Genomic DNA, 13,038 nt, shown 5'->3' with positions numbered 1-13,038 from the left:
AAAAAATACAAAAGCGGTAAAACATTAACTCACTACCGTTTTAATATACTCGCTGGGCGTTAGGCCGAACTTACTTTTAAAGCGTTGGCTAAAACGCCCCTCTGACTGATAACCACACAACTGTGCTAGCAGCGCAACGTTATACGAGCCATTTTGCATCAAGTAAAGTGCGTGATTTAAGCGCACTTCTGCCAATACTTCACGATACTGGGTACCTTCTTGTTTCAGTTTGCGTATCAATGTTGCTCGGCTCATAGCAAAGTGCCCCGCGACCATGTCTAATGGATGCTCATCCCCTGGAGAGCGCGATAAGTAACGACTAAGTTTCTGACTAAAAGAGATATGTGAACTCGAGAACAACCGATGCAATAACCCTCTCTCAGCTAGCTGCTGATATAGGCCCATAATCCAATAGCGTTGTGTCGCTTCACTTAAGCTTTCCCGCTCAAACGAAAACAAAGCATTTAACGTCGCTTTCAATGCTTTATCTGTCTCAACAACGGGTACATAGTTTCCTAATGCGTTGCTCATGCTTAGCTCCAACATTTCATCGCTAGGCACACAGTGAAAACTGAACATTCGAGAAAGAAATCGCCCTTGTAGAGGAAGGTTTTCAAAATTTAGGGATGCATTTGCTTCACAAAGCATGATATTTGGATCATGGATGTCGAGTACTTCATCTTTCCAGAAAAGATGTTTACTCCCCTTAACAATCTGAATAAGGCTTGGGGAGTGAATCCTGACATTACGAAGCTTCTGCTGCTGCTCCGCACGAAACAGCGTAACCTGATATTGGTGACCCATTCTCTCCCCTTATATTCAATTATCGCGTGTAAGTCGTGGTTAATGTCGCTTTACCCAAAGCAACACTATTCAAAGTAAACCCTACAATGGCTGGTGGCGTGTTTTCATCCAAATTCAGTTCTTCAGTTGGCAATGACCACACCGTAAACTGGTAACGATGCATCCCATCATTCTTTGGAGGACACGCGCCGCCGAACCCCGTTGTACCGTAGTCAATACGAGATTCTTTGCCGCCTAACTTGTTCATATCAATGCCTCGAGGCAGCTCGCTAACGGTGGATGGAATATTAAACGCTATCCAATGCCAAAAACCACTGCCTGTTGGTGCATCGGGGTCATACACGGTGATCGCAAAACTTTTTGTGCCCTTTGGAGCTTCTTTCCACATCAATTGTGGTGATTGATTCCCGCCATCACATCCCCAACCAGAGTATTCAAATGTCTTCGCCATCGGGTGGCCTTCTTGAATATCTCTACTCACGAGTTCAAATGCATGGGCAGAACCGACCGCAAAAACACTCAATGCCAAAACTGATTTGTAGATCGCTTTCATGTTTTTCTTCCTTTCAATGAATTCAACACTAGTGTAAGTACCCAGCAGTCCGAATCCTTGTCAGTAAGTATCAAAAAACACAAAATAATCTATAATTTTGACACTTTAAGATTCTAACACAAATTTCTTACTCTCTTAATTGCACTTGGTTTATGCGAATTAATCGCTCACGGAACAAGGAAGGAAAATGGAATTGGATATCTACGTGGTGGACGCCTTCACCGATACGCAATTCAAAGGCAACTCAGCAGCGGTCGTACCGTTAGAGGAATGGCTAGCCCCAGAATTGATGCAAAATATCGCGACAGAAAACAACTTGTCGGAAACGGCTTTTCTAAAATCCATTGGCGCAAACCGATATGAGATTCGTTGGTTCTCTCCGATTACTGAAATCGATTTCTGTGGACACGCAACACTGGCCTCTTCGTTAGTGCTGTTTGATGAGTTTGGCATTAATGGCACGATTGAATTTCATACTCTGGAAGTAGGAACCCTCACCGTAGAGAAGAATGCGCAAGGTAAGATCGAGATGACGTTCCCTGCTCGTCCTCCAAAAGCCGTTTCTGATATTCCCTCGGCATTGATTGATGGCCTAAGTTGCGATGTGGAACGCGTACTGCTTAGCCCTCAAGCGTATTTCGTGGTGGTCGGCAACCAGCAGGAGGTACTTGAGGTTCAATACCGTTCAGAGCACCTCAAGACACTCGCTCCTTACGATGTGGTCGTTACCGCGAAAGGTGATCAACAAGACTTTGTATCGCGTTACTTTTGGCCTGCAAATGGTGGTGACGAAGACCCCGTAACTGGCTCGATTCACGCTGGGTTAGCACCGTTCTGGGCAGAAGCGTTAGGCAAAGCATCACTGGTCGCTTACCAAGCTTCTCAGCGCGGAGGTATTTTGCACTGTGAAGTTACTGGCGAACAAGTAAGAGTATCTGGCGACGGCGTGCTCTACATGAAAGGCCAGATTTTTGTTTAAATGATATTCATGTAATCAACTTAAAAGAGCCAAGTAAAGCACGGCTTCAGCAGGATAAAGCCAGTTTCAATAATTAATCAATTGATGAATATTGAAGGAATTAACTTCCTAGCCGGACAAAACTGACTCACGTTACACTGAATGCAGTCCCACACTCTTCTATAGCTTGATACGAATTCGAGCTCACCTTCTTAGAGGAAGCGTCGCATGATGAAGCGAATCATTCTTGGCACCCTAGCCCTGACTCTTTTAGCTGCCTGTTCCAAAGATGACGGACAGCAAGCCCTTGGCACACTGGAACGTGACCGCGTAACCTTTACTGCAACCTCTAGCGAGATAATTCGTGCCCTACCCATCAAGGAAGGCAGCCAAGTCACCGAAGGAGAAGTGCTGGTTCAGCTCGATACAAAGAACCAAGAAGCCGTTTTAGCTCACGCCGTAGCCGAACAAGCCAAGGCTGACGCCTATCTTTTGAAATTGACCAATGGTGAGCGACCAGAAGACATTGCCGCAGCGCAAGCACGCGTTGCCAGAGCGGAAGCTCAATTGGTTGAAGCGCAAAAGAACTACCAACGTAAGGCGGAGTTAGTTCGTAAAAAACTCATCAGCCAATCAGAAAAAGACACCGCTTTAGCAGCCAGAGATTCTGCCCGTGCAGAGCTAGACTCCTCACAAGAAGAGTTCAGCAAACTGACCGCTGGCTCTCGTCCTGAAGATATTGAACAAGCAAAAGCCGCACTCATGGCAGCAAAAGCCGATGTGGCACTACAAGAACAGAAACTGGCAGAACTCACCATCACCGCCACGCGAGATGGCTTGTTAGATAACCTACCGTTTAACCTTGGCGAACGCGTTCCTGTGAATGGTGTAGTTGCTGTAATACAAGCCAGCCGCGTCCCATACGCTCGCGTTTACGTTCCTGCCAACTACCGAGTCGATTTTGTGCCGGGTAAAACGGTTAACGTGCATGTAGATGGCGTTGAGCAACCATATAGCGGCACCGTTCGTTGGGTTGCGACTGAGCCTTCATTTACGCCTTATTTCGCGCTTACCGAGGAAGAACGCTCGCGTTTGATGTACCTTGCAGAAGTCGACCTACAAGACTCAGCACAATCCTTGCCTTCGGGCATTCCAGCGCAAGTGGATTTGGTGGAGTAAGCCAATGACCGAATACGCGATTCAAGCTGAAAATGTAGTGAAGAAGTTTGGTGACTTCACCGCCATCAACAACATCACGCTCAATGTACCCAAAGGCAGTATTTATGGTTTTCTTGGTCCCAACGGCTGCGGTAAATCAACAACCATTCGTGTGCTGACTGGCTTGCTTAGCCCAAGTGAGGGCAACGTGGATGTGCTTGGGCTAGAGATCCCAAAACAATCTGAGCTTCTGCGCCTCAAGATTGGCTACATGACACAAAAGTTCTCCCTCTATGATGACCTGACAGTTCAAGAGAATCTTGAGTTTATTGGACAAATCTTTGGTATGGAAACCAAGGCTCTGAAAGCTCGCATCGAAGAACAACTATCCACCTACGGTCTCGACCAGCTGCGTAAACAGCGCGTCGGCGGAATGAGTGGCGGCCAGAAACAACGCTTGTCTCTCGCCGCAGCCACTATGCACAAACCAGAACTGTTGTTTCTCGATGAGCCCACATCTGCGGTTGACCCAGAGAACCGACGCGATTTCTGGGAGCAGTTGTTTGATCTCTCTGACCAAGGCACGACGATTTTGGTCACAACGCACTACATGGACGAAGCAGAGCGCTGTCATCGTCTGGCGATTATGGAAGCTGGGGAAATCCGCGCCGATGGTGAGCCAGAAGAACTCATGGCCCAAATGGGCGTTAACATCGTTGAAGTCAAAGCGGATAACTTACGCGAGCTAAAAGAGAAAGTCATTCGACGCGAAGAAGTCCGTTCTGCCGCACAGCTCGGCATTCGCTTACGCATTTTGATCCACCAGCACATCGAACAACCGATCGAATGGTTAACCCAAACCTTTCCTGAGCTTGATGGCTGCGAGATGAACATTGCTCGTCCTAGCTTGGAAGATGTGTTTGTCAGCGTTACGGGAGAAGGTCGCCAATGATGAAATCTATTGCCCGCATGAAAGCGGTGATGATCAAAGAGATCCATCAGCTTTCACGTGACCGCATTACCTTTGGCATGGTCGTAATGATCCCCCTGATTCAACTTCTGCTATTTGGCTTTGCCATTAATACGGATATTCGCAACATTCCCGTTGGCGTCGTCGATCAAAGTGGCAGCACTGCCGGGCGCGTGATCACTGAGTCCGTCAAAGTCACACAAGTGGTCGATGTGGTCGAAACCTTCGCTACCGCTTCTGAAGCCGAGCAAGCCATTCAAGACGGTTTGGTGCGAGCGGCTTTAATTCTACCTAGCGACCTAACCCAACGCATGGTGCAAGGTAGAGAGCTTGGCCAGTGGATTGTGGATGGTTCAGACACCATGATCAGCTCAGCGATTCTCTCACTGCAAACCATGCCGTTAACGGATTTTGATTTTGAGATACGCCCTGCCCCAACCAAAACCTTTGAAGTTGCGCTGTATTACAACCCGAGTCGGCGCTCGGCGGTGAACATTGTCCCCGGTTTATTGGGCGTGATTCTAACCATGACGATGATCTTGTTCACCAGCGCAGCCATTGTTCGAGAACGGGAACGTGGCAATTTAGAGTTACTGATTACTACGCCAATCCACTCCATCGAACTCATGGTAGCGAAGATCATTCCCTACATCTTTGTTGGTCTGATACAGGTGTTTATCATTTTAGGCTTGGGTCATTGGATATTTGGTGTACCGATAAACGGCGCCATTAGTCAGATACTGTTTGGCACGCTGTTGTTTATCGCCGCGAGTTTAACCTTAGGTTTGGTGATATCCACCATTGCGACGACGCAGCTTCAAGCAATGCAGATGACGGTGTTTATTCTTTTGCCATCGATTCTTCTGTCCGGATTTATGTTCCCTTATGAAGGAATGCCCATCGCGGCACAATGGATATCCGAAGCGCTGCCTGCCACCCACTTTATGCGAATTATTCGTGGTGTGGTGCTGCGTGGTGCAGACCTAATGGAGCTATGGCGAGATACAGTTTGGTTACTTGGATTCACCGTTATCGGCCTTATTGTCGCTTCATTTCGCTTCAAAAAATCACTCGACTAATTCCACGATATTGCGTTTATTCCTTAAAAACAAAAATAGCCCCAACGAAGGGCTATTTTTTGTTTCTGTATTCATACACTGCGCTATCGAGCTCAACTCTCAGACAATATTAATAGTACTCACCGTAGGAACAATCTCGTAAATCGGAAATATTGTAGTTTTTCAAAGAGTTTATTTTAAAGTTGAACACTACCTGTTTACAGACAACGCCTTCGCGATCCGTGTACGTGATAATACCTTCACTGTACGCACGCTGACCATCAGAGGATGTCACGTCAGCAACAAGTTCCAAATGGCCCTTGTGCGCGTCTACGCGATTCATCATCTCAAACACATCGACCCACTCTTCGCGATTTGCCATTTGTATTAGCATGGACTTCGCCTGTGTTTCCAACTGCTGGGGGTATACATAATAACGGTTGTAACCAAAGTATGCGCACATAAGTAATAAAACGAGTGCAAATGAGGTTGTTCTTGTCATACAAGCTTCCTCTTGTTGTTATAAAAATCTTGCTTCGTTAATTCAGTATAGGAAGCGAGCAAAGTTTAGGTTATAGAACTTGCCCAAATAACAGGGGACAGTCAGAGACAGTCAATTCTATGACAAGCTCAACAACAAACTTTATTGCACTCTCATCATGGGCTTGAACAAAAATACGCCACAGAGACAGTAAGAAGTAAGAAGTAAGAAGTAAGAAGTAAGAAGTAAGAAAGGAAAACTAACCGGAGCGCGGTGATAACAGAAAAGTAAAAGGAGTTGGAAGAAAAAGACAATCCGAGTGAATGTAGTGAGAGCGGAAATCAAGATTAGATTATCCGCCCATCAACTAGGCTCAAATTGTCAGTGACCACAACAATGTGACTCACCGAATTTAAACGTGTTGGTAACTATCTTCGAGAGACTCTGTCTGCGTTGTTTTTTCGCTCACTTCCACTTTAACCGCAGCGACCTTGAACTCAGGGATCTTCGCATGCGGATCCGTCGCCGTTGTCGTTAAACGGTTGACTGGCGATTCAACAAAGTGGAATGGAATGAACACCACTCCTTTTTGAATACGCTTAGTCACAAAAGCATCAATCTCAATGCTGCCGCGACGTGTAGACACCGTCAGACGCTGACCATTACTGATGCCAAGCGTTTCTGCGTCTTCCACGCTCACCATCGCGCGAGGGCCAGCAAGGTTATCCAACCCTTTAGTTTTGCGCGTCATGGTGCCGGTGTGGAACTGCTCAAGTACACGACCCGTCGTCAACACAAGTGGGTACTCTTCATCTGGTAGCTCAGCCGCATAACGGAACGGTACACCCACCATTTGCCCTTTACCACGAGTAAACTGGGTTTGGTGCATGATGCGAGTACCCGCAGGGTTGTTCTTGTTGCTCGGCCATTGCACACCGTTTGGCGTAATGGCATCCCAACGAAGACCCGCGTATTGAGGTGTCACTCGTGCGATTTCATTGGTGATATCAGACACGCAGTGGTAATCCCAATCACTACCCATTGCATTGGCGATCTCTTGGATAATCCACCAATCTTCTTTCGCTTCACCCGGTGCCGTTACGACTGGGTTCACACGCTGAACACGACGCTCCGTATTGGTGAAGTGACCCGCTTTCTCTGCAAACGAGCAAGAAGGCAGAACCACATCCGCGTATTGCGCAGTTTCCGTTAGGAAGATGTCTTGAACCACCAAGAAGTCGAGTGCTTCTAAACCTTCAATCACATGCGCTTGGTTCGGGTCGCTCAATACTGGGTTCTCACCCATTATGTACATACCACGAACGTCACGATGGCAAGCCGCATCAATGATTTCTGTCAGGGTTAGACCTTGCTCAGAAGGCAGATTTGGTGCGTTCCATTCAATCGCAAACTTCTGACGCACAATTGGGTTGTATACCTTTTGGTAGCCCGGGAAGCTGTTTGGCAAAGCGCCCATATCACACGCACCTTGCACGTTTGATTGGCCACGCAACGGGTTGATACCGCCACCTTCAATGCCGATGTTGCCACACAGCAATTGCAGGTTAGCGATAGAACGCACGTTGTCATGACCTGTCGTGTGCTGAGTAATCCCCATCGAGTAGTACACAGCGGTACGATCTGCCGTGCCAATCATACGCGCCATTGCTTGAATGTCTTCGGCTTTAACACCCGTAACCAATTCCACTTTATCGAGGTTGTAAGCTGGCGACATCACCTCTTGCAGTAAGGTATCAAAGCCGTCGACACGTTCTTCGATGTACTCTTGATCGTACCAGCCGTTCTTGATGATCTGCTGCATGACACCGTTTAGGAGCATCACATCCGTACCCGGACGGTGCGCCATATACAGCTCTGCATGCTCTGCCATATCGACACGTTTCGGGTCAGCCACAATCAAACGAGCGCCGTGGTGACGAATTGCTTGTTTGATATGTGAAGCGATAATCGGGTGCGCCGATGTGGTATCCGAACCAATAATAAAGATCACATCAGAGTGCTTAATGCTTGGAATGTCGTTGGTCATTGCACCACTACCCAGTGACGCCTCAAGACCGGTTACACTCGATGCGTGACACAAACGCGCACAGTGGTCGACGTTGTTAGTGCCTAGTTCACGACGGACAAATTTTTGGAACGCGTAGTTGTCTTCGTTGGTGGTTTTCGCTGAAGAGAAACCCGCCAATGCGTTACTGCCAAAATCTTGCTTGATGCCAGAGAACTTGCTCGCAATCAGTTGAATCGCCTCTTCCCAACTTGCAGGCTGCAACCAACCGTCTTTACGAATCAATGGTGTGGTAAGACGCTCTTCACTGCCGATGAAATCAAAACCAAAACGCCCTTTCACACACAGCATGCCTTGGTTAACCGGCGAGTCACCGCCCTTCACGTAACGAATCGTATTGGTTGCTTCGTCCACGTACATGGTCAACTTACAGCCCACACCACAGTATGTACAAATGGTGTCGACCGCTTTCAGATCTTCAGTACGGCCTTGCGAACGGTCACGACTATCGACCATCGCGCCCGTTGGACACACTTGAACACACGCGCCACATTGCACGCAGTTCGAATCGCCCATCAGAGTTAAACCATTCTTGTTACTTCCAAAGTGTGGACGATCGTCAGGACGTAATGCCGGACGACCTTGTTTATCGCACACAAAGTTCAGTACACCGTGCACGGCTTTGTCGCGACACGCTTGGATGCACTGACCACAGCTAATACAGCGGTTAGCATCAAACTCAATAAACTCAGAGCTGCGGTCAACTTCGTACTTATGACGCAAGTCTTTCGCACGAAGATCTAACCAATCTTGATGTGATTTAATCTGTAAGGAGAAATCAAAGCTTTGCTCAGCTTCATATTCGGTGGAGTAATCACGCAGCGCACAATCGGTATTTGCCTGACAGCCACATTCTAGACAGCGCGCCGCTTCTTTCATCGCTTCTTCGTTATCAAAGCCTAACTCCACTTCAGCGAAGCTTTGCTCGCGTTGTGCTGGAGTCAGCTCAGGCATGATAGATCGAGCGACTTTCTGGATGTTCTCGAAGTGAAGCGGATCAACTTGAGAGAGTTTCTTCTCTTTACGCGAGTTGAACGCTGCCTTTGGCATATCCGCCATATCGCCATTCAAAAACAGGTCAATGGCTTTTGCCGCAACGCGACCATCACCCACGGCTTCAACTGCCGTTGCTGGACCACGGCGGAAATCACCGATACTGAAGATGTTACCCGTACCGGTGTGCATGGTCTTTTCATCGGCATCAGAGGTATTCCATCGCGTAAGTGGAATCGATAAATCTTCGCCTTCGAGGAAGCTCAGGTCTGGCTTTTGCGATACTGCCGCAATCACGGTGTCGAACTCTTCGGTGAAGAACTCGCCAGTTGGTTTAGGGCTTCGACGACCAGATGCATCCGGCTCACCCAACGCCATGCGCTCTAGACGAATCGCATTCACGCGTCCGGTTTCATCGGCAAGGTTTTCTGCAGGGTTGGTCAAGAAGTGGAATTTCACCCCTTCGTGTTCCGCTTCGACAATCTCGTAGTCTTCTGCCGGCATTTCGTCACGGGTACGACGGTAAATCAACGTGGTGTCTGCACCAGCACGACGCGCAGTACGAGCACAGTCAATTGCCGTGTTACCACCACCGATCACCGCGACTTTCTGACCCGTTACATAGTTTTGCTCGGTAACGTAATCTTTGAGGTAATCAACGCCTAAATAGCAACCTTCAAGTTCGCTGCCTGTGTAATGCATTTCGACCGCTTGAGACGCGCCGACCGCCAAACACACTGCGTCGTATTCTTCGCTCAATTGAGAAAGCGTGAAATCCACACCCAGCTTTTGATTGGTGTTAACTTGCATGCCATTGCGACACATCAGTTCGATTTCTTTATCGAGAATGTCTTTTGGTAAACGGTATTCAGGAATACCGTAACGCAACCAACCGCCCGCTTTTGGCATGGATTCAAAGACCGTAACGTCATAGCCTTCGTTCGATAGGTAGTAGCCAGCCGTTAGACCACCAGGACCACTGCCGACGACGGCAATGTTCAAACCTTTGCTTGGTTTCTTTTCTGGCACGTAGGCTTCATGCGCAGACAAATCCGCATCCGCGGCATGACGTTTTAGCTGACGAATTGCAATAGGCTCATCGACTAACGAACGGCGACATTCGCTCTCACAAAATGCTGGGCATACACGGCCAATCGATAGTGGCATAGGAAGCGTACGCTTAATCACTTCAATCGCTTTTTGATGATCGTTCTGTGCGATGTGATAAAGGTACGATTGGATATCCACGCCCGCAGGACACGCGGTTTTACATGGCGCTTCACAATCGGCGTAATGGTCCGTCATGATGCGGTTGAGTGCTTCTCTGCGGTGCTCGCTTAATTGTTCTGATTGCGTGACCACATTAAGGCCGCGGTAAACTTCGAGTTCACACGCACGCTTAGTACCGCCACTTTCGACTTCAACTACACACAAGTCACACGGTACTTTTTCATTACTTTTGTTCATTCCGCACAGCGATGGGATCTCGACCCCACACACTTTTGCTGCTTCTAAAAGGGTTAGACCCTCTTCTACAATTCTATATTTTCCATCGATGACAATTTCTATCATGCAACCCCCGCAGCAAAGCAAATCCAAATCTGCACAAGTAAAACCATATATTCTATAAGGATAATCATTTGTAAGACAAGTTAGTGTGATGTAAAACTTATAAACCACATTTTTCACGTGTCATAAAAAGCGAGGGCTTCTTTCGCTAACTTTCAACACTCGGTGTTTAACAAACGTTTTACTCCCTCGAAAGTGCGAAAACTGAAGGGGTGGACGATTTTGATAATAAGAGTAATAAATGATTGACCTTACCCTTAGGTTAACCTTTAGAATCGAAGGGTTTTCATCATTTTCATCAAACACATGGGAAAGGGTATGCACTTAAAATCGCTGCATACAATCTGGTTAACTCTTTTCACGGCGCTAGTACTATTGGTATCTAGTGTGGCGAACAGTGAGCCGTTGATGAATATTCAAATGATGTCTACTGGCATAGCTCACCATCCTTCTATGATGAGTGACAGCGAACACTGCGGTATGCCTGGCATGATGGACGTCTCCATGACAGACGCTTCTATGTCCGAAGATGGCGATGCAAGAGAAACCAGCATGAACTGTGGTGGAGGCTCCGGCATGGTTCATACCTGCTGTACTGCCGCGTGTACGATAGTTTTCGTCCCCCTACCGAATCCTATCAATAGCCCAATGCCCGTTGTCTATCGCGCAACCATTACTCCTGAAGTTGCTTCCCCAGTCGTACACGTCAGCCGCGACCTATACCGACCTCCTATAGCCTAAATCCATCCTAGCATTCGACCCTGCGCGTGTATCGCAGGTTGTTTTAATGCGCCTGAACGATGAGGTAACAAGGCTTTACTGTTCCCGCAATAAAATCCGCACCTCCATCGATCCGGCGAACACTGGATTTAGATTATGGATATCAAACCATACCGCTTAGCTGCACCTATTTTTATGGTGGCTCTGGTCGCTGCGCCAACCTTGGTTAACGCCGCAGGTAAAGAGACGCACGCAGCGCAAAATTCCGCATCAAGTGAGCGAGCTTCAACGACCAAGCTTGCCCAACTCATCAACGTCGCTTTGAGTAATGATGGCAATCGTAAGCAATACTCTGCGCAATCTGCTGCCATGCGTGAAACGGGCGTCGCGAGCGCGACCTTGATGGACCCAAAACTGAAAGTGGGTTTTGGTGGCTTGCCTGTCGACAGCTTCAAATTCGATGAAGACCCAATGACCAATATCTCCGTTGGTTTAATGCAACAGTTTGAGCGTGGCTCGACGCTTGATTTACAGCAGAAGAAAGCCAATCAACAAGCCGACGGCCTTGGTCTTCAAGTTCATGCTCGTGAGCTTGAGGTAGCCAACAGCATGACTCAACTTTGGTTAGAACTTGGTTACCAGCAACGCGCGGAGCAAATCATGCTTGAGAACCGCAAGTTGATGAAGGAAATGGAAAGCTTTATTCAAACCAACTATTCGATTGGTAAGAGTGAAGCGCAAGATCTGCTCAATGCTCAACTTCAAGTCAGCAAGTTGGATGAGAAACTGCAAGCCAACGCACAAATGCAACGTCGTCTTATCTCTCAACTCTCCGAATGGTTGGGGTCAGACTGGTTGGCAAACGAAGAGGCTCTGCACGCGAGCAATCAACTTAATTGGGACACACTGAACAGCAAACTTGCTGCCAGTCAGGGTTCCACCAAGCATTATCAGCAACTCAGCCAACACCCGATGGTTAAGATGGCCGACGTCAGCATCTCTGCCAATAAAACTCAGGTGGAAATTGCTGAGCAAGCCTACAACCCACAGTTTGGCGTCGAAGTAATGTACGCCTACCGCCAAGCCGACAACATGATGGGTGAGCCCGCCTCTGATTTGGTTAGCGCTCACCTCACCATGGACATTCCACTGTTCACAGGTGACCGCCAAGATCGCAATCTCGCGGCCGCTCAATACCAAGTTGGCGCGGCACAATCACAAAAGGACACCTTACTAACGCAGATGAATGCCAAGGTGAACACTTTGCTGGTTGATCGCGGCAACTTAACCCAACGCTTAGAACGTTATCAATCCACCTTATTGCCTCAAGCGAAAGCGCGCATTCAAGCCGTTGAGCGGGGCTACCAAAACAACACAGCGCAGTTTAACGATGTGATTTCAGCCACGACAGACGAATTGGCTCTGCGATTGGAGCAACAACGTCTGCTCACCGATCTCAACATCGCAAACAGCAATTTAGCCACCCTACTCGGTGGTTTCGATTATCAAGTGGCTTCTCCAGAAGCTCGCTCTATTTCGACATATTAATTTGTGATTCCCCAAGACAGTTGGGGCTACAGCTAGGCGGCAAACGAGAGAATCCCATGAGCACTTTCCCTAACAAACTAAGGGATCTGCTATGTGATTTGGGTGAACGAGAGCAGGCAACAACGCTGTAGCGTCAAATG

The 13,038-nt window shown here is 47.9% G+C and carries 10 protein-coding genes; 6 read left to right on the top strand and 4 right to left on the bottom strand.

The window, feature by feature from the left end; genetic code table 11:
• Positions 1-24 precede the first annotated feature (24 nt).
• Positions 25-804 (bottom strand): helix-turn-helix domain-containing protein, encoded by a 780-nt coding sequence (locus R7M72_RS14145; RefSeq protein ID WP_054701303.1) that lies wholly within the window; start codon positions 802-804, stop codon positions 25-27.
• 19 nt (positions 805-823) lie between these two features.
• Positions 824-1,357 carry a YbhB/YbcL family Raf kinase inhibitor-like protein gene (locus R7M72_RS14140; protein WP_053307853.1) on the bottom strand — a complete coding sequence of 178 codons (534 nt, stop codon included), beginning with the start codon at positions 1,355-1,357 and terminating at the stop codon, positions 824-826.
• A gap of 187 nt (positions 1,358-1,544) precedes the next feature.
• On the opposite strand from R7M72_RS14140, the gene R7M72_RS14135 reads away from it, so the two are divergent.
• From R7M72_RS14135 to R7M72_RS14120, 4 genes are all read left to right on the top strand, one after another.
• Entirely contained in the window at positions 1,545-2,336 is a 792-nt protein-coding gene (locus R7M72_RS14135) for a PhzF family phenazine biosynthesis protein (protein ID WP_213873907.1), read from the top strand.
• Positions 2,337-2,543: 207 nt separating this feature from the next.
• Positions 2,544-3,494 carry an HlyD family secretion protein gene (locus R7M72_RS14130; protein ID WP_372430176.1) on the top strand — a complete coding sequence of 317 codons (951 nt, stop codon included), beginning with the start codon at positions 2,544-2,546 and terminating at the stop codon, positions 3,492-3,494.
• 4 nt (positions 3,495-3,498) lie between these two features.
• Positions 3,499-4,425, top strand: coding sequence for an ABC transporter ATP-binding protein (locus R7M72_RS14125; RefSeq protein WP_054822160.1), 927 nt, complete (start codon positions 3,499-3,501; stop codon positions 4,423-4,425).
• Positions 4,425-5,522, top strand: coding sequence for an ABC transporter permease (locus R7M72_RS14120; RefSeq protein ID WP_315957438.1), 1,098 nt, complete (start codon positions 4,425-4,427; stop codon positions 5,520-5,522). The genes R7M72_RS14125 and R7M72_RS14120 overlap by 1 nt, the downstream gene beginning before the upstream one ends.
• Before the next feature lie 109 nt (positions 5,523-5,631).
• On the opposite strand, the gene R7M72_RS14115 is transcribed toward R7M72_RS14120, so the two are convergent.
• Positions 5,632-6,003: a hypothetical protein gene (locus tag R7M72_RS14115; protein WP_005375433.1), complete on the bottom strand. Its 372-nt coding sequence runs from the start codon at positions 6,001-6,003 to the stop codon at positions 5,632-5,634.
• A 391-nt stretch (positions 6,004-6,394) separates the two neighbouring features.
• Complete coding sequence (gene fdhF / locus R7M72_RS14110; protein ID WP_315957234.1) at positions 6,395-10,633, bottom strand: formate dehydrogenase subunit alpha; 4,239 nt, start codon at positions 10,631-10,633, stop codon at positions 6,395-6,397.
• 315 nt (positions 10,634-10,948) lie between these two features.
• Here fdhF and R7M72_RS14105 point away from each other — a divergent pair, with 315 nt between their 5' ends.
• Together R7M72_RS14105 and R7M72_RS14100 are read left to right on the top strand one after the other, a co-directional pair.
• Complete coding sequence (locus tag R7M72_RS14105; RefSeq protein WP_315957235.1) at positions 10,949-11,371, top strand: hypothetical protein; 423 nt, start codon at positions 10,949-10,951, stop codon at positions 11,369-11,371.
• Positions 11,372-11,506: 135 nt separating this feature from the next.
• Positions 11,507-12,898 (top strand): TolC family protein, encoded by a 1,392-nt coding sequence (locus R7M72_RS14100; RefSeq protein WP_318056229.1) that lies wholly within the window; start codon positions 11,507-11,509, stop codon positions 12,896-12,898.
• Positions 12,899-13,038 lie beyond the last annotated feature (140 nt).

This window comes from Vibrio sp. YT-18, assembly GCF_033337345.1.
Classification (GTDB): Bacteria; Pseudomonadota; Gammaproteobacteria; order Enterobacterales; family Vibrionaceae; genus Vibrio; species Vibrio alginolyticus.
The sequence above is the reverse complement of the archived record's forward strand: the minus strand, read 5'-3'. Positions and strand labels throughout refer to the sequence as shown.

Bases quoted from the DNA above. Each gene is read 5' to 3' on its own strand.
- R7M72_RS14140 (WP_053307853.1), bottom strand. From the start codon at position 1,357: ATGAAAGCGATCTACAAATCAGTTTTGGCATTGAGTGTTTTTGCGGTC.
- R7M72_RS14145 (WP_054701303.1), bottom strand. From the start codon at position 804: ATGGGTCACCAATATCAGGTTACGCTGTTTCGTGCGGAGCAGCAGCAG.
- R7M72_RS14130 (WP_372430176.1), top strand. From the start codon at position 2,544: ATGATGAAGCGAATCATTCTTGGCACCCTAGCCCTGACTCTTTTAGCT.
- R7M72_RS14120 (WP_315957438.1), top strand. From the start codon at position 4,425: ATGAAATCTATTGCCCGCATGAAAGCGGTGATGATCAAAGAGATCCAT.
- fdhF (WP_315957234.1), bottom strand. From the start codon at position 10,633: ATGATAGAAATTGTCATCGATGGAAAATATAGAATTGTAGAAGAGGGT.
- R7M72_RS14135 (WP_213873907.1), top strand. From the start codon at position 1,545: ATGGAATTGGATATCTACGTGGTGGACGCCTTCACCGATACGCAATTC.
- R7M72_RS14115 (WP_005375433.1), bottom strand. From the start codon at position 6,003: ATGACAAGAACAACCTCATTTGCACTCGTTTTATTACTTATGTGCGCA.
- R7M72_RS14105 (WP_315957235.1), top strand. From the start codon at position 10,949: ATGCACTTAAAATCGCTGCATACAATCTGGTTAACTCTTTTCACGGCG.
- R7M72_RS14125 (WP_054822160.1), top strand. From the start codon at position 3,499: ATGACCGAATACGCGATTCAAGCTGAAAATGTAGTGAAGAAGTTTGGT.
- R7M72_RS14100 (WP_318056229.1), top strand. From the start codon at position 11,507: ATGGATATCAAACCATACCGCTTAGCTGCACCTATTTTTATGGTGGCT.